The 17,401-nt window shown below is 57.4% G+C and carries 14 protein-coding genes; 7 read left to right on the top strand and 7 right to left on the bottom strand.

Annotated elements, in window-relative coordinates; genetic code table 11:
* Window positions 1–329: 329 nt before the first annotated feature.
* Both RDV48_26720 and RDV48_26715 read left to right on the top strand, forming a co-directional pair.
* Entirely contained in the window at window positions 330–1,241 is a 912-nt protein-coding gene (locus RDV48_26720; protein ID MDQ7826425.1) for a transporter, read from the top strand.
* 225 nt (window positions 1,242–1,466) lie between these two features.
* Window positions 1,467–2,987, top strand: a complete 1,521-nt coding sequence (locus RDV48_26715; protein MDQ7826424.1) for a serine/threonine-protein kinase — start codon at window positions 1,467–1,469, stop codon at window positions 2,985–2,987.
* 76 nt (window positions 2,988–3,063) lie between these two features.
* Here RDV48_26715 and RDV48_26710 read toward each other — a convergent pair whose 3' ends face one another.
* Window positions 3,064–3,315: a hypothetical protein gene (locus tag RDV48_26710; protein MDQ7826423.1), complete on the bottom strand. Its 252-nt coding sequence runs from the start codon at window positions 3,313–3,315 to the stop codon at window positions 3,064–3,066.
* An 18-nt stretch (window positions 3,316–3,333) separates the two neighbouring features.
* Between RDV48_26710 and RDV48_26705 the strand changes: the two genes are divergently transcribed.
* On the top strand, window positions 3,334–4,056 hold the full coding sequence (locus RDV48_26705) for a PP2C family protein-serine/threonine phosphatase (GenBank protein ID MDQ7826422.1): 723 nt from the start codon (window positions 3,334–3,336) through the stop codon (window positions 4,054–4,056).
* Here RDV48_26705 and RDV48_26700 read toward each other — a convergent pair.
* The gene (locus RDV48_26700) at window positions 4,034–4,180 is read right to left on the bottom strand and encodes a hypothetical protein (GenBank protein MDQ7826421.1); all 147 of its coding nucleotides are present in this window, start codon (window positions 4,178–4,180) and stop codon (window positions 4,034–4,036) included. The genes RDV48_26705 and RDV48_26700 overlap by 23 nt on opposite strands.
* Window positions 4,181–4,339: 159 nt before the next feature.
* Here RDV48_26700 and RDV48_26695 point away from each other — a divergent pair, with 159 nt between their 5' ends.
* On the top strand, window positions 4,340–6,409 hold the full coding sequence (locus RDV48_26695; GenBank protein MDQ7826420.1) for a S46 family peptidase: 2,070 nt from the start codon (window positions 4,340–4,342) through the stop codon (window positions 6,407–6,409).
* Between the two features lie 9 nt (window positions 6,410–6,418).
* On the opposite strand, the gene RDV48_26690 is transcribed toward RDV48_26695, so the two are convergent.
* Both RDV48_26690 and RDV48_26685 read right to left on the bottom strand, forming a co-directional pair.
* On the bottom strand, window positions 6,419–8,518 hold the full coding sequence (locus RDV48_26690; GenBank protein MDQ7826419.1) for an ankyrin repeat domain-containing protein: 2,100 nt from the start codon (window positions 8,516–8,518) through the stop codon (window positions 6,419–6,421).
* 9 nt (window positions 8,519–8,527) lie between these two features.
* Window positions 8,528–9,622 (bottom strand): tetratricopeptide repeat protein, encoded by a 1,095-nt coding sequence (locus tag RDV48_26685; GenBank protein MDQ7826418.1) that lies wholly within the window; start codon window positions 9,620–9,622, stop codon window positions 8,528–8,530.
* Window positions 9,623–9,786: 164 nt separating this feature from the next.
* Here RDV48_26685 and RDV48_26680 point away from each other — a divergent pair, with 164 nt between their 5' ends.
* Window positions 9,787–11,751 carry a beta-1,3-glucanase family protein gene (locus RDV48_26680; protein ID MDQ7826417.1) on the top strand — a complete coding sequence of 655 codons (1,965 nt, stop codon included), beginning with the start codon at window positions 9,787–9,789 and terminating at the stop codon, window positions 11,749–11,751.
* Between the two features lie 201 nt (window positions 11,752–11,952).
* Here RDV48_26680 and RDV48_26675 read toward each other — a convergent pair whose 3' ends face one another.
* A complete protein-coding gene (locus RDV48_26675; GenBank protein ID MDQ7826416.1) occupies window positions 11,953–12,465 on the bottom strand; it encodes a PKD domain-containing protein in 513 nt (170 codons plus the stop codon).
* Between the two features lie 205 nt (window positions 12,466–12,670).
* On the bottom strand, window positions 12,671–13,657 hold the full coding sequence (locus tag RDV48_26670; GenBank protein MDQ7826415.1) for a phospholipase D-like domain-containing protein: 987 nt from the start codon (window positions 13,655–13,657) through the stop codon (window positions 12,671–12,673).
* Window positions 13,658–14,107: 450 nt separating this feature from the next.
* Between RDV48_26670 and RDV48_26665 the strand changes: the two genes are divergently transcribed.
* Window positions 14,108–15,238 carry an ATP-binding protein gene (locus tag RDV48_26665; GenBank protein MDQ7826414.1) on the top strand — a complete coding sequence of 377 codons (1,131 nt, stop codon included), beginning with the start codon at window positions 14,108–14,110 and terminating at the stop codon, window positions 15,236–15,238.
* Window positions 15,239–15,599: 361 nt separating this feature from the next.
* Here RDV48_26665 and RDV48_26660 read toward each other — a convergent pair whose 3' ends face one another.
* Window positions 15,600–16,211 (bottom strand): GyrI-like domain-containing protein, encoded by a 612-nt coding sequence (locus RDV48_26660; GenBank protein MDQ7826413.1) that lies wholly within the window; start codon window positions 16,209–16,211, stop codon window positions 15,600–15,602.
* A gap of 242 nt (window positions 16,212–16,453) precedes the next feature.
* On the opposite strand from RDV48_26660, the gene RDV48_26655 reads away from it, so the two are divergent.
* Window positions 16,454–17,182: a hypothetical protein gene (locus RDV48_26655; protein ID MDQ7826412.1), complete on the top strand. Its 729-nt coding sequence runs from the start codon at window positions 16,454–16,456 to the stop codon at window positions 17,180–17,182.
* Window positions 17,183–17,401 lie beyond the last annotated feature (219 nt).

Genomic DNA, 17,401 nt, shown 5'->3' with positions numbered 1-17,401 from the left:
CTGGTGCGTGGATGACGGTATTCATTGCTTCCTCCTCAGTGCTTTATCCCGGAACGGGTCGTTTCTCCGCCTGTGAATCGCGGTATCCTCATTCTCCTGGCTTCAATTATAGAAAAGCATGGTGGTCTTCGCAATGAGTCACCGGCAAGGGGGAGAAAAGAGCGGTCAAGAGGTCATGGAGGCGCACAGAGCATGAGGGCGGCGCCGCGGGCATGTTTTTCCGAGGCTCTGCCTCAGGCCATGGCATTCAATCCTGACTGCGGTGGAGGATATCCTCTCCTTGAAGCGAACAAGACTTACACCTCCATGAAGAAGGATGGGTCAATGCTTTGTCGAGCACATGGATAAGAACCGCGGCTCTTGCGGTCCTGGCGGCGCTCCTCCTCTGCGGAGCCGCTCTCGGCCAGACCGGGGAATGGAATCCCGTCTCCACCGGGCCCTTCAACGCCTGGCCCGCTCCCCTCTGCGCGAAAGGCACTCTGGTGGTGCAGCCCTTCCTTTACTTTCACACGGTCCAGGGCATCTTCGACTCCGACGGCCAGTTCCTGGACCTGCCGGAGGGCGGATCGAAGCAGCTCTCCATCCAGCAGCTCTTCCTGCAATATGGCCTCACCGACCGTGATGAACTGGCCGCCCTGATCAACTATCAGCAGAGCTGCCGCAGCATTGAAGGGGGGGGAAGCGCTTCGTCCTCCGGACTCGCAGACACCGCCCTGGTCTACCGCCGCCATTTCTTGCGTGAGGGCCGGTTCCTCCCGGAGGGCAGCCTCTTCTTCCAGCTGAAGCTGCCCACGGGAAAGTATGAGGGCCTGAACCCCGGCGCCTTAGGGACAGATTATATGGGGACCGGATCCTTCGATCCGAGCATCGGGCTCAACCTGACGAAGAAGGCGAAGCCCTTCCTGCTTCACGCCGATGTCATCGCCAATTTCCCTCTCCCATGCCGGATTGATGGCTTCGAAACGCGGTACGCTCCCTCCCTGAACTACGATTTCGCAGCCGAGTGCTTCATCACGGAACACTCGAGCATTCTGCTGGAGCTGAACGGCTTCACTCAGGGCGACATGACGGTGAACGGGCACGCGCTCCCCTGGACGGGCAGCCAGTCGCTGAATCTGGTAGCGGGTGTCGGGGCGGCAGGCGAGAGCATTGCCGTCTTCATAGGGCGCCAGAGGACTCTCTCAGGGAGAAACACCGACGCGGTCGAATCCTGGCTCTGCAGCTTCATGCTCCATTTCTGAGAAGGGCGCACAGAGAGCCCGGGAAGGGAAGCACCTGTTCGTTCACTTTGCCGCTGGAAACAGAATCTATTCAAAAGCCCGGGAATCTGCTACAATATCTTACGAGCAATACTTTGCTGACCTGCAATTACAGGACTCAACAACAGGTCCACGAGCTCAGGTCCCTTCGGAGAGGGCAGGAGAGGACTGCAGTTTCATGGAAGGACCTGATTCCTGAGGAGCACGATGAGAGAGCGCGTACCTGCCCCTGATGGAGCAAAAGACAAGGATCATAATCTTCTGCTGGTCCTCCCTGAAGGTACCCTTCTGAAGGAGATTTACCATGTACAGTACTTTACCAGGGGAGGCATGAGCATATGCTACCGTGGGCAGAGGGATGAGAAGAAGTATTTGCTCAAAGAAGTGGATGCCGCCGATACCATGCGGGTGCTCTCCCTCTCCCAGGAAAAATCAATGCTTGAGCGCCTGAGCCATCCAGGGATTGTCGCCTTTGTGGATTTCTTCCAGGAAGAAGGGCACTGTTATCTTGTCACGGAATTCATCGAAGGGCAGAGCCTTGATAAGCTCGTGACCCCTCTCGACAAGCTCGGGACCGCCACCAGCGCGGTGTTCCTCAATGAAAAGGTGGCGCTGGACTGGGCGGATCAGCTCTATGATATCTTTGAATACCTCCACAGGCAGACCCCGCCCATCATCTACAAGGATCTCAAGCCTCACAATATAATCAAGGACAATGCGGGGCGAATCCACCTCGTTGACTTCGGGATAGCACGCGTCTACAAGAACTTCAGGACCGAGGATACCCTGCTGATGGGCTCCATAATTACCGCCTCTCCGGAGCATTATGGAGGGAAGCAGACCGATGAGCGCTCCGATATTTTCACCATAGGGGCAACCCTTCATTACCTTCTTACCAATGCATCGCATCAGGGCTCCTTCACTTTTGAGTTTGAGCCCGTGCGCGCGGTAAACCCCGCGGTCTCAGAAAATACGGAAGAGGTGATAATGAAAGCGCTGGCGCCGGACCCCGAAAAACGGCATCAGTCAATTGACGCAATGCGCCGGTCACACCGCGGCAGTGATAAATCCCCTCCACCCCTCTATGAAGTGGTAAAAGTAAAGCGGGGCGGCAGAAAAGAACCGGATAAGGAGAAGAAGGCGGAAAGTGGCTCGGGAAGAAAGAAGGAAAGAAGATCTCTCATCGCTCTCGTTGCCGCTCTCATTTTTGCAGCGGTATTCCTGCTGATGCCGCTTATGAAGCCCATTGTCGATCCTGCTCCGGGATGGGTGAGAGAGTCCGTTCCCTATGAGTATCTCCAGAGACCTTCAGGGAATAAGCCATTTTTTTATTGTTTCAAAGAACAAGGCTCAAAGAAAGAAAAGTTCTGTTATTTCGTCAGGCTGGAAAAGAGGGAGGGGAATACCTTATCGAGCGCGCTGGCTGCGGTGAAAAATGATATCATGAAAAGCCTGGGAAAAATTGAGAAAGAGGAGCTCATGCCCGGCAGAGACGGAAAGAGCTCTGTCTATGCATTCACTGTCAAGGTGAACAGGGTGACTCCCAATCTTGCCTTCGGCAGGAGGTACGATTTCAGGTGCATGCTCTACCTGAGCCCCAAAGAACGGATTCCTTATGTATGCTCCTGGATAGTCGAGCACCCGGAGAGCCTGAAAGGCGACGAAAAAGGGATCACGTCGTTTTTTGACAAGGCCCGGAAGAACATCGATCTATACGGAGACTATTAAGCGGGGCATTTCGGCGGTTTCCCCGGGCCCCCCTTCTGAAAAACCGGGTGAGCTGCCCCGTGTGCCGGGAAGGGAGCTATTCGACAGGGATGCTCTTCTCCCTTGAGCCTTCAAGCCGGTAGTCATAGGGCCCCAGAGAGAGCTTGCCGCCCAGGGATCGGCCGGTCTGCCTGCGCCTGCCTGCCTTGTCGGCACGCTGTCCAATGTCACGAGGCGCCTGATATACGAGATTCTTGAAGAGGAGCGGCAGAAGAATCTCATCGCCCTTGAGCTTGCAGAGACCGCGGCCGGAAAAGCCAGGATTGAAAGCGAGCTGAAAGTGGCTCACGATATCCAGATGAGCATCATGCCGAAAAACTTTGCCCCCCTCCTCGACGGCCACGGCTTCGATCTCCATGCCCTTGTGAGGCCTGCCAGGGAAGTGGGAGGGGACTTTTACACCTTTTTCTTTGTCGATGATGAGTCCTTCCTCTTTGCCATAGGCGATGTCGCGGGGAAAGGAGTTCCCGCGGCCCTTCTCATGAGCAGGACGGTGACCCTCATCAGGACGCTGGCTCTTGAGAGGCTCGCCACGGACGAGATTTTAAGAAAAGCCAACGAAGAGCTCTGCATCGACAACGACTCCTGCATGTTTGTCACGGTGTTCTGCGCCCTGTTCAACACAAGGACCGGCAGCATGACCTACACCAACGGGGGGCACAACCCGCCGGCAGTTATCCCGAAGGAGGGTGCCCCGGGTCTTCTTGACGGCGCGCGCTGCACCTGCCTGGGACTGGAGCAGGATGCCCTGTTCGAGAAGTCCTGCATGATACTGCAGCCCGATGAATCTGTCTGCCTTTATACCGACGGCGTCACCGAGGCTCTGAACAGTGCCGGTGAGCTGTTCTCTACGAAGAGGCTCCTTGAGCTCCTGGAAAAGCAGAGGAGCCTCCCTGCAAAGGAAATGGCCGGGAAGGTCTTCTCGGAAGTTGAAGCCCATGCCTGCGGGGCCGAGCAGTCCGACGACATCACGGTCCTGATTCTCCAGAAGAGATGGACAGACTCCCTTACTGTCCCCCCAGGGCCCTGAGCACCTTGATCATATCGGAGAACTGCTGCCGCCCCGCGACCCGGAGGGGAGTCCAGCCCAAGGGGCTCACCGCCTCTTTTACCAGCGTGGGATTTTTGCCGACAAGCTCCTGCACCTTGTCCATGTCGCCGCCTCCCCGATCCTGCCGAAGGCCGTCAAGTGCTTCTCCCCTGCATGCGAAGAAGGAATTGGACGGGAGTTCCGCAAAAAAAGAGGCCCTGGAAAAACTTGCCTGCCGAGCCCCTCTGAGGTGGCGGCGGCAACAAGGAGGTCACAAGACGAAATGAAAAACCTGGTGCTCTCTCTCCTCATCGCCGCTGTCCTTGTCACTGCAGTGCAGCCCTTTGCCACCTCCGCCGAGGAGGGCATGTGGACCTTCGACAGCCTCCCGCGGGGCGCCCTTAAAAAAGCTTACGGTTTTGAGCCGTCCGGGGAATGGACTGACCATGCCCGCCTCTCGAGCGTCAGGTTCAAGGGTGGATCAGGCTCCTTCATCAGCGCCACGGGCCTTGTCCTCACCAATCACCATGTGGTGCGGGCCGATATCCAGAAGATCTCCACCCCGGAGCATGACTATGTCAAAAACGGCTTCCATGCCCCCACACCCGACAGGGAGCTGCCATGCCCCGATGTGGAGCTCCGCGTGCTCGCCGGCCTTGAAGAGGTCACTGACCGGCTGGTAAAGGCCTCCCGGGGCCTCGGCCCGGAAGAGGCTCAGGCGGCAAGGAAAAAGGAGATCGCCGCGATGGAGCATGAGCACTTCCAGAAGACCGGCTGCAAGGGCGAGGTCGTGGCGCTCTACCATGGCGGCGAGTACTGGCTCTATTCGTACAGAACTTACAAGGACGTGCGCCTGGTCTTTTCGCCCGAAAACCAGGTGGCCCATTTCGGCGACCGATATGACAACTTCACCTATCCCCGCTATGCTCTTGATTTCGCCATATTCCGCGTCTATGACCAGGGAAGGCCCGCCGCGGTGCAACATTTCTTCACCGTCAACGCGGGCGGAGTCACTGACGGCGAGCTGATCTTCACCATAGGCCACCCCGGCACGACATCGCGGCAGCTCACCGTCTCGCAGGTCCTCTTCCTGAAGGATGCCTATTACCCCGTGGCGCTCGCGCACCTCCGGCGGTCTCTCAAGGTCCTCGAGGAGTACTCGCGGAGAGGGCCCGAGGAGCGCCGCCAGGCTTTTGCGCAGAAATATTCCATCGAGAACAGCCTCAAGAGGGCCGAAGGAGAGTACGCCGGCATCACTGCCGCCGGCACCGTCCCCTCTTTCCGGGAGGGGGAGAATGCCCTCAGGGAAGCGCTGGAGCGGAAGCCTGAGCTCCTGAAGGCGACGGGCGATCCATGGGGAGAGGTGGCGCGGATAACGACCAGGTACCGGGAGCGCTTCAATGCTCTCTATTACCTCTTCAGGGAGAACAGGCTCCTGTCCCAGGCGCTCCAGCTCGTGCTTCTCGCCGAGGAACGTGAAAAGCCTGACGGCGAAAGACTTGCGGCCTACAGGACCTCGAGGCTCGACAGCCTCAGGGACGAGCTGCTGTCTCAGGCGCCGGTGTACAGGGACATGGAGCAGGCGCAGCTCGCCGATTACCTGGCGGAAGTGAGGGAGCACATGGGGCCCGACAACCCCTACGTGAGCGCGCTCCTCTCCGGAAAGGCCACCGCGGAGCGGGCCGCAGAGCTCATGGCGGGAACGGCGCTTGACAGGGCCGAGACCAGGAAGGCCCTCTTTGAAGGCGGCGCCGCCGCCGTGGCGGAAAGCGGCGACACCCTCATCGCCCTTGCCCGGCGGCTTGCCCCCCTGCGCCGCGAAATGATGAAGTGGAGCGAGGAGCAGTACTCGGGGCCCCTGGAGCGCCAGCATGAGCTGATTGCCCGCGCGCGCTTCGCCCTCTACGGCAAGACCGTCTATCCCGACGGCACGGGCACGCTGAGGCTCGCGTACGGCACCGTGAAAGGCTATCCTTACAACGGCACCCTCGCTCCTCCCTTCACCACTTTCTTCGGCATGTACGACCGTTATTTCAGCTTCCTCGGCTGCGGCAGCGAATGGTCGCTCCCTCAGCCCTTCCTGGACCGCCGCGAGGCGCTGAAGCTCCCGGCGCAGCTCAATTTCATCAGCACCTGCGACACGACGGGCGGCAACTCGGGGTCGGCGGTGATAAACAGGAAAGGCGAGATCGTGGGCCTCAACTTCGACGGGAACATGGAAGGCCTGTCAGGGCGCTATATATACGATTTCGGGACAAAGCGCGCGATTGCCGTGAGCATGGCCGCCATCGTGGAAGTGCTGCGCTCCGTCTACGGGGCGGGAAAGCTCGCCGACGAGCTGACCGGCCGCTGAGGCCCCTGCTCATTCCCCGCCAAAGAGCGGCGCCACGCTCCCGTGGGCGACCATGAGGGGCGTTCTCCCGAAGTGATCGGCTGCGCCGGCGTCGGCGCCCAGGACCAGGAGGCGCTTCACCAGCAGGGTGGAGCCTGCTGCCGCCGCGTAGTGAAGGGCCGTCATGCCCGAGTGGTCGCAGCGGCCCACGTCGGCTCCCTTGTGTATCAGCTTTTCGGCGAAGAGCGCGTTGCCGCACTCCGCGGAGGCCATCAGCGGAGTCTTCCCCGTGCCGTCCTCAATGTTCACGCCTGCCCGCCTCTCCAGCAGAAGCTCAGCGATCTTCCACCGGCCCGTCTCGATAGCCATCATGAGTGCCGTGAGGGCCTTTTTGTCTCTGTGGTTGAGCTTTACGCCCTTCTTCATCAGGAGCTCAGCCATCTCCAGGGAGCCCTGCCTCACGGCGAGGTGAAGGAGGCTCTCTTTCTCCCTGGTGAGGTCGTTGACCCGGGCGCCCAGGTCCAGAAAGAATTCCGCAAGCTTCACGTCGCCCCTCTCCACGGCATTGGAGAGCGGGGTCCTCCCCTCCCGGTCCGCGATGTTGAGGGCATCCGGCCTTAAGTTCAGTCCCGGGGAAGAGCTTCCAGAGGCCAAGTGGAGGGCCCGGGCCATCGGGAGATCCCGGATCATGTGAAGGGGGGTCTGCCCGTTGCGGTCCCTTACCCCCAGTTTCTCCCAGCATAATTCCGCTCCCATGAGGAGACTCACCAGGTCCCGATGACCGTTCATCACCGCGTAGTGGAGGGGGAGCCGCCCCTGTTCGTCCTGCCTCAGAAGGTCTTCCCTAAACACTCCGACCAGCCTGAGGAGCGCCCCGCGGTCTCCCTCCGCCGCCGCCTTGTGCGTTTTCATCATGCCCGAGGGATCATAGACATGGAGAGGCCCCCCCCTCTTTTTCAGGAGCCTCTCGAGCTCGAGGTTCCCGGAAAAGAAGGCCTGGTCCCTCGGCGTCATTCCCCCTGCTCCCCTGAGGTCGAGACGCGTCCCCTTGTTGAGGAGAAGCTCCACCATGGGCCTGTCTCCCCTCTTGACGGCCTCTTGGAGAGGCCGTGTCGCGCTGTTGCCTTCCTCGTTCACGGGGTACCCCTCGTCGATGAGCCGCTTCGCCTTGGCGAGGTCGCCATCCTGCACGGCCTTGAGGAGTTCAATGCCCATCCAAGAGGGAGAGAAAAATTTCACACAGGCTTTGGAGCCCCATTTTCCGAGGCGTGACGCCCCTGAGGCCACCCGGGAGAGAAGCTCTTCAAAGAGAGGGGCTCCCCGGCCTCCCCCGGGGCGGAGCCTCATGAGCGCCTTCTTCATCGAGGCTGCCGAAGGGAAGCGGTCCCGGGGGTTCATGCTGAGGGCTTTCTCAATGACGGCTGAGAAGGCCGGCGTGAGATCTGCGCGCACCCCGGCGGGCGGACTGAAGTGAAAGGGCCTGTCCTGGGGGTTGATGCCGGTGACAAGGTGGTGGAGCGTGGCCCCCAGGGAGTATATGTCCGACGGGGCGCTGCTCTGGGCCTTTCCGTAGGTCTCCGGCGCGGCGTAGCCGGGGGTCCCGAGGGCCACGGTGTCAGCGGTCTTTCCATGGCGGTAGAAGCGGGCGATGTCGAAGTCGATGAGCTTGAGGCGGCGGTCCGCGGTGACCACGATGTTGGCGGGCTTCAGATCGCGGTAGATGATACCGCGGCGGTGAAGAAACGTGAGGACGTCGCAGAGCGTGAGGGCAAGCGCGATGGCCTCGTCCTCGCCGAAGAGGGACGTGGCGGCATACTCTTCAAGGGAGACTCCGTCAATGTGCTCCTCCACGAGATAAAGCCCGCCGCCCAGGGTGAAGTAATCTTCAAGGGCAGGGAGGCACTCATGGGGGAACCTGGTGAGGATCTCCACCTCCCGGTAAAACTGTTCCGTCGTCTCGCCCTGCGATGAGCCTGTCTCGGAGGGGGCTCTTGTCACCTTCATCGCGAAGGTCCTCCCCCCGGGGTCCGCCACGAGGTACACCCTGTTCATGCCCCCCTCGCCGAGGAACCTGAGGACCTTGTACTTCTGATTCAGGACGGTGCCGACGGGAATGTCCGGTGAAGCCATGGGTTCCTCCTACTTCTCCCTCCCCGAGGCTTTTTTCAGGCCCCCCATGAACTCCTTATCCATGGAGCTTCCCAGGCCCTCCACCTTGTGCACGTCGTCCCAGCATTTATCGTATTGATGCAAGACAAAGTAAGCCGCTGCCCTGTTCTTGAAGGCGTTTACATAAGCGGGATCAAGCTCTATGGCCTTGCTGTAGTCGGCAACGGCTTTGTCGCGCTCTCCTTTCTTGAAAAAGGCAAGCCCCCTGTTGAAATACCCTTTCGCCTGGCGGGGATTGATTTCTATTGACCTGTCAAAATCGGCGATGGCTTTCGCCTGGTCACCCTTCTTTGCATAGGTGTTTCCCCTGTTGTGGTATGATTCCATGTGGCGGGGATTGATTTCTATTGATTTGCTGTAATCGGCAATGGCTTTGTCACTGGCGCCTTTCTTTTCAAAGGCGATGCCCCTGTTGTAGTATGCCTCTGCAAACCGGGGATTGAGCTCTATGGCCCTGCTGAAATCCGCGATGGCATTGTCATGGCTCCCTTTGTTTTCGTGGGCAAGTCCCCTGTTGTAGTATGCCTCCATGTACTTCGGATTGAGAGTTATGGCGCTGTCCAGGTCGGCGATGGCCCCGTCACAGTCGCCTTTCTTCATCAGCACGTTCCCCCTGTTGCCGCAGGCCGGCGCATAAAATGGATTGATCTGCAGCGCTTTATTATAATCGTCGATGGCCCTGTCATAGTCTCCTTTCCTGTCATAGGCGTTTCCCCTGTTACAGTATGCCTCAGCGTTCTGAGGATTGAGGCCTATGACCTTGGTGGAATCGTCGATGGCCCTGTCATAATCGCCTTTCACGTACCAGGCGACCGATCTGAAGTGGTATGCGTCCCCATACTGAGGATCTCTCTCTATGGCCTTTGAGAAGCAGGCAATGGCCCTGTCGTAGTCACCCTGCTTGAAAAGGGCTTCTCCTTCGCTGAAAGAGGCCTGGGCATCGCGGGCGCTGCCCTTTCCCGCGCACCCTGCGCAGGCGGCGCTCACCAGCACCATCAGCGCTATCACCAGGGACCGGAACCTCTGCCGTCTTGTGATGGAAATCACCCCCTTCATGGAGTCCATGAAAACTTCACCTCCCGGCAGGGCTCTTCCTCTCTCCCGAAACCGCGGGATCATCGGATCAACCGGCGGTTGAAAGGGGAGAGGGGGATAAAGAAAGAATTGTGAAAACCACTGGATTCTGCAGAAGTGCGGTATTCACCGATATTCCCCCACAAGGAGATTATATGCGCAACCAGTCACACAGAATGGCAACACTGCTCCTGTCTGCAGGGCTCATCCTGCTCTTCACCCTGGCGGGCTGCGGCGGCTCGACCTCCGGAGACTCAGTGAATTACTGGGGAGGCGCTGAAACGGGATTCAAAGTGAGCGGCATCATGACCAGTTCTGCCACGCAGGCGCCACTCGAGGGGATCAACTGCACCCTCGAGGCGACTTCAGGCACGACAGCATCTCGGTATACCACGGTGACCGATGCCCAGGGCGCCTATTCTTTCAGCGGCGTCCCCGCGGGAGACTACCGGCTCACCACGTCAAAAGAGGGGTATTACACCGATAACACGTACTTCACCGTGGCAGCGGACACGGTCCTGAACTGGAGCACCATGAAAACGGACGAATGGACCGCCGTGATGGGAGCTGACCATCCCTATGATTCCACGATGGCCTATGTGAGCTCCCTGGTATATCCCGTGGGCGGCTCCAGGAATTCTGCGGGGAGCGGCACTGCGGCGGTGATCTCCAGGGGCGCCGGGACCTCAGGCGTGTCAGTCGATATCTTCCAGAGCGGCAAAGGAAGAGGAACAGGCTACACCGCGCGCGGTTACATCAGTGCGGCCGGGCAGGTTGACTGGAGCGCCACCGTGACGTCAGAAGCGGGAGAAGCCCTTTTCTACAAGGCATCACCCACCGACACCTACACCATGACGGCCTCAAAAGCGGGGCAGAGCTTCGATACCGTGAGCGGCATCACCCCCGCAAAGGGCGAGTTCACCAACTACGTGATGTACACCAGGGACTCTGCAGGGGTGAAAATCAACATTGTCAACAATTCAGGCTATGAGGACAAGAGCGTCTTCATGACAGTCACCGGCCATGGCTATGATGCAGTCACCGGCCAGGGCTGCTACTTCTATTACGACAATGATGCCGCCGCCATGAAGCCATTTACCTCGTCGGTCGCGGAATCGACGTACGCGATACCCTTGAGCTCGCTCACCAATGCCGCCGACGAGACGTCGGGGTACACCTTCAATCTGCCCACCACGAACACGCAGTCCTCGAGGACCTATTTCTCCGTGAGCAAGGCTATCAAGTTCGTCACGTCGAGCGACGGCTCAAGCCTTGGCCATCCCAACCCCAGCAGCTCCACCGATCAGAATAAGACTACCCTCTATGACTGGATCGAGACGAGCTGCGACAACGGCATGTTCTGGCCCAACACGACGTGCGTCGATTTCTACAACATGGGCCTTCTCGCGGAGCTCTACCGCACCGAGCCTGACCCTTACGGCGGCAACAAGGACTACTGGGCCGCCGGCTTTGACAGCCCCAGGACCGATGTCATCGCGGCGCTCCAGGCCATGCCCTCAGCCTTTACCGAGGGCGTCATGAGCGAAGGATCCACGGTCTACCGGGTCCTGTCGCCCAAAGAGCTCTCTTCCTCCCCGAGCAACAAGGCATACAGCTATATGGATGATACCATAAAGAGCGGCTGGAGCTACTACGCAGGCAGCACCAATCCTCTCACCATCGTGTACGGCGGCTACACCTTCGAGAAACAGAGCAGCTCGACGGCCGCCAATCTCGTGTTCAAATGCTCCAGCCCCGATAAGACCTACAACATCGCCCTGCCCAAGAGTTTCGAGGTATTCCAGTGCGCGAGCGGTCCCCTGAAAAACGGCACCGGCGATCAAGCCGAGGACAAGCTCCACGCAATAGTCTCCGCCGCCCTGAACCGCGGGATCTTCACCTCGTATTCCACATGGGGCACGACCACAAGCTACTATACGAAGAACGACGGCAACAACGGCTATTACAACAGTTACTCCGATGTGCTCCACAAGTATGCCAAGGACAAAAAGTGCTACGGCTTCCCCTACGACGATATTTATGATCAGAGCTCCTCGCTTCCCGGCATGGAATACAGCAAGGTGAAAAAATTCCGGATCACCCTGCCCAAGATGAAGTAAGCGGGCGGAAAAAAGTATTGAGACGGCATCATGGTAAATTCTGTGCGGTTTTCAACGGGAGCCGGCATGCCGGGAGAAATCTGGAACGGATGCATCCTCTCGTGCCGTCCCTGTCGATTTCTCCGCCGTGAATTCCTCGCTGCGGCTATCTCGCGGAGGGGTGCAGGGGCAGCTCCCCTCATGAAGACAATCTGTCTGTTCTCAGAGCCCATGCTGGCCCGAGGAAGGGTACTGGCCATTCCTGGCCTTGACGACCACCAGGCGGCTCACGCTGTCGCGCTGTCCATCGGCATCCCACACGGTCACGGTGAGGGTGGCCCTCCCGCCGCGCCCTCCAGTCTGAAAGGAGCGCTGCGCTGTCTGGCAGCTGCTGATCGTGCCTGCCCCCTCAAGATTCCATTGATACCGGTAAGGGGCCTTTCCGCCTGATGCAGAGGCGCTCCAGTTCCCTGTCGCGCCGTCAACGAAATCGATGCTTCCATGGAATGAGACGGTGAGAGGCGAAGCCTGGCTTCCGGAGGAGCCGCCGGAGCCGTTGCCGGGCACGGTGTCCCGGGATGGGGCCCTCTGGCCTCCATTGTCGCTCTGGCCGAAGCCGTGACCGCTGTTTGTGCTGGGGCCGAAGCCATAGTCGGCAAAAGCGGCGCAGGTGGCTGCGAGCATCGCCGCGAGAATCACCGTCATCATCACTGAGGCTCTCAATCTGTTCTTCATTGTTTCCGCTCCTTTTGTGATATCTGTTAAAGCCATTATATTCCAGGGCTGTGAAGGCTTGATGAAGGGAATGTGAAGATTCGATGAATTTCGCCGCGGCCCCGGGGAACAAAAGTATCCTGTCATTTCTCGGCGGCGGTCTTCACGAAACAGCCTCTCCCCGGCAGGCTTTTCTGAGCACCAAGACTCTCCAGGGGAGATATTCTCACTGCTTTGCCCAGTCTGTTTCGAAAGTAGCGTGGAGGCGCTCCAGGATTTCTTCTTCGGTGACCAGGACACCCAGCTCGCGGTTGCGGTCGAGCGATGTCCATGAGAAGTTCTCCGATCCGACGAAGGCCTGTGCGGCGGGAGTGCTGAAGTCTGCCAGTATCATTTTCGCATGGATATAGAGGGAGGTCACGCATTTTGCAGTGACGCCGTGAGCGTTCAGGAAATCCCGTCCCTCCTGGTTCCTGTCAATGCCTCTCTCGCCAAGCTGAGCGCTGATGAACCGCACTTTCACGCCCCTTTTCGCGGCATCGGTCAACGCCTGCAGGATCTCCCGGTCCTCGGCTTCCTCGTTGTAGATATCAAGCGTTTTCGTGGCGCCGGCGATCAGGGCAAGCAGCTTCTGCCTTGAGTTCACGGGGCTCCAGACCAGCGACGAGACCTCCGGCACTATGTCCCGGGCGTTCCAGTCCGCCTCGAAGACGCGCGCAATCTCCCCGACTTCACCGGGAACTGTGGTGATAATGGCGAAGTCGCGGGTGGCACCGAAATAGTTCGGCTGGAGGTTGAAGGACATCACGAGAGAGGTTTTCCCGTCAACGGTGAAGGTCTTCTGGTGGGTTACCGTGAACTGTTGGGGCGCCCTGCGAAGCTGGATACCGGCAGTCTTGAATGCACTCAATACAGGCTCCAGCCTGTATTCGCGGCCCATTGACAGGAAGGAATAGTAGTTATAGAGGATTTGCACCTTCACGCCGCGCTTGACGGCGCGGATCAATGCGGCATTTATTTCCGGGTCATCAATCTCATAAATCGTCAGCGTGATAGTCTCCTTCGCATTGTCAAGCATATAGAGCAGCGCATTGCGGCCGTCATCGGGCTCTGCAATAAGGCGATGAGCGCTTCCCGCAGACGCGGACTGCGCATTGACAGCGATTTGAGACAGCAACAGGGCCAGAACGAGGAGAGCACAAAACTTCTTCATCAGCATCTCTCTTATTCCTTTACATTTAATGGGGACAGGCTCCACTGTTGACGAAGCCGCAAAATGGAGGCTACCTGCTGCCTTCATAGGCCGGCTTGGCAGACGAGCCTGTCAGCCATGAATATATTTGCCTGATAATCGAGAGATACCTTTCTGAAGCAAACTTTGTCGTGCGCATTGTGCATGCTCATCTCCCGCCATGGAGCTGCTCGCCCTTTCGGGGGAAGACCTGGCAAAAGGATCGGCCGGCTTGCGCCTGATGCTCTTGCCTTGAATTCCGCAGGCTGCTCCGGATTCCACCGGAGGGCCCTTCAAGTGGCAATGTGGTTACGGAGCAGAATGCAGAAATCGGAGATATCGGGAGGTGGCGGTGAGACAGGGACGGGCATATAACCCGCTTTATGTACGCTTTATTTGACATTATCACTGGTATTAATGTATAATTGATATATGTACAGGCAGGTTTTACATGAAATAGGCACACTGTTAGACCGAAGGAACCCCCCGATCATTCTTATTCTGGGGCTTCGACAGGTGGGGAAATCGACGCTGGCAAAAGCCGCGTGCATCAACAGGCCCTCGGTGTTCTTTAATTTCGACCTCATCTCTGATATCGCCGAATTCACGGGCAGGGACAGGCACAACCTGGCCCTGTTTGCCAGCAGATACAAGGACCATGTCATCGTGGTCGATGAAATCCAGAAAAGCCCCGATGCAACAGGCATTGTCAAGCATCTGCATGATACCTATAATCTGCCGTTCCTTCTTACGGGGTCATCAGAATTGAAAATCCGCGCCGGTGTCGGTGATTCCCTTGCAGGGCGCCTCAGGGAAATAAGGCTCTATCCCCTCTCGCTGAAAGAGATCGATACTCAGCAGAATATGGCCTTTGATTCAGGCAGTGAGTTCACTCATTATGAATTCAACCAGCAGATGCTTTTGCGCACTCTTGTCTACGGCTCACTCCCCCAGCTTCAGAACATTCCTGAAGCTGACTACGCCGGGTATCTTCGCGGGCTGGTCAATGCTCTGCTCTCCCGGGACATACTGGAGCTCTCGGCAGTGCGCAAGCCTGCCCAGGTGTACCATCTCGCCAGGCTCCTGGCGCTGCAGATCGGGCAGCTGGTTAATTTCAACGAGCTTGCGGAGAATACGGGCCTTTCCCGGGCAAGCGTGGTCAATTTCATCGAGATCTTTGAGCAGATGGGCCTCGTGACCCGCGCTCATCCCCTTTCAACCAACAGGCGGGAGTCAATCACCAAGAGAACAAAGGTCTATTTTACCGATCCGGGAATGCGGAACTGCCTCATTAATGATTTTTCGCCCATAGACCAGAGGGCGGACAAGGGTCAGCTGCTTGAAAATGCAGTCTACATGGGCATAAGCCGTTCTCTCGATTATGCAGGGGAGCCCTATGAGCTCGGGTTCTTTCGATCTGACTATGGCGCGGAGATTGATATCGTGAAAAAAGTCGCGGGAAAAGAAGAGCTGTTCGAGGTAAAAGCAGGGAAAAGAGTTACGAGAAAACGATCTGACGTGACCTATATCACCATTGATGACGCCCAGCGTTATCTCTATTGAGCCTTCCTCCCATGGCAGGGAGACGAGAGAATAGACTGGAACTGCTGCAAGATTTCCGGGATTTATGAGAGCATTCATCCCTTGCGCTGCCTGAAATGAAACCATCTTCCTGCTTTATTCGATGATGCCGCGTATGCCCTCTGCTTCAATTATCCTTGAGCTCCTGGTGCCTTGATTGAGAGGGTCCCGGCGTTCCGTGAAGCGTATATTCCCTGCCGAGCTACTGATACTTCGGGATGCCAAGAGGGATACATCCCTCCTTCCCGCAAGCTTCTCCAGGTTTTCAAGAATCAGGTGATTGGGCGCCCCCGTCAATGACTCGTGGGCAGCGGAATCCATGTGCTTTATATCGCAGATGAGATCATGCCATTGGCTGGCGGATGATGGTTTTCCACTTTTCCGGTGCCGCCCGCCTTATATCGCTCAGATATATCTCGTGGTGCCTGCCGACCTTATGACCGCCGTTTTTTTCTATGAACAGGTGCACCTTCTCTATGGTTGGTCCCTCTTCTGAGAAGGGCCCGATATGCATTATCTGCGCGGCATGCCCTTCCGTGAATGTCTCAAACCTCACCAGTGGCAAGGAAGCCAGCTTTTTCTTGCTGCCCGCTTCTCCCGCAGCTTCTTTCACCATTGCCGGGGTGATGAATTCCGGCTGCATGATCATCGCGGTCCATTTCCAGGCATCTTTTTTACCCGTCGTGAATGCCGACATGTCAGGAGACCACCACAGAGCTTCAAGCGGCAATACTCCGTAATCGACGCCCGTGGCTCCCTTTTTTACCATGAATTTCAGCGTGTAGGAAAGTGAAAAGAGTGCTTCGATGGCATCGCCGAATGATTTCGCGGTGTTTGGATCGCCCTCGCCGTCAATCATCAGGAAGTTCATCGGCGGCACCTCGACAATTTCCACTTTCCCTGCAGGGGGCCCGTAGAGGTGCTTGAGCAGCTTTTTGTAGTCTCTCTTTTCCATCGGGATCTCCTTTCCATGCTGACGCCCATTATACCTGCTCTCATTTCCTCCCCGCAGAGGGAAAACCCGAAATTTAGACTTTTCCGGAAATTCATTGTATACTGTTCTGCAGAGGCCGGAGGCAGCCGGATTTTGACTGTTGATTAATCTTGCAGCGCAAGCCTGCGTGAGAGGGAAAAGCCTGCAGCACGAGGTGCAGGAGCCCGCATTCCAGGCCATGGGAAAGGGAAAGAAGAAAGACTGTGAAATATACGGGAATCACCGTAATCACGTTTATCCTGCTTCAATTCATTGTAGTGGTCATGCATGAGTTTGCTCACAGCACTGCCGCATGGGCCCTCGGCTTCATGCGAAGTCCATGCGACATCATCTGGGGTAATCCCCTGATGCTCACCGGGTGGGATGAAGGGGTGGATTACTCCGGATTGTTCTCCTCCGGCCATTTTCTTGCCGCGGCGTTTATTGGGGGGATCCCGCTTGCCGTCCACACAGTCATTGTGATACTGGGCCTAATTCTGCTCCAGATGAAGGGGATCTGGAACAGGAAGTGGCTTTTCCACCTCCTTTACTGGTTTGTGATAGCCAATTATATGGAGCTTATCGCCTACGTCACCATGCGTGCTTTCGCCCGCCATGGCGATGTGGGAATTTTCAACCGTGGGCTGGGACTTTCCCCATGGATAGTTTTCATCACAGGATCTTTCGCCGTCGCCGGGGGGCTGTATGTGCTCTTCGTCAAGATTCTCCCGCGTATGTATGTGCTCTTCGGGGAGGGGAACCGGCTGAATCAATGGATGATCCTGCTCTTGACATGCTTTTTGCTTTTCATATGGGGAAGCGGGCTGCGAGTAGTGCTTTACTGCTACCCCGATCCGCAGTGGATGTTCGGGCTTCTCGGTTTTGCGGCCTTCGGCGCGGTCATAACCGCCTGCAGGCATCAAGGGGAGAGAAGCCTTGATGCAGTCGCCTGACACGATATGGTCCTTAAAATTTCGTAGACTGGATGTGGATTAAATGAAGAAATTATTTTTTAAACCATGGTGCCCCTAATTCTATCGGTGCTTGTTTTAACTTCAGCAGAAAGGTATGGCAATGGCACAGCAGCTCAGAATACTGCACCAGCGATTCATAGCGCCTGTTTCTTCTGGTCTGGTAATAGTCTTTGAGCACATCGTGAACCTTTAAGATGG

The organism is Candidatus Eremiobacterota bacterium (genome assembly GCA_031082125.1).
GTDB lineage: Bacteria > Vulcanimicrobiota > CADAWZ01 > CADAWZ01 > Ess09-12 > Ess09-12.
Note: the sequence above shows the minus strand (reverse complement) of the source record. Positions and strands in the feature narration are given on the sequence as shown.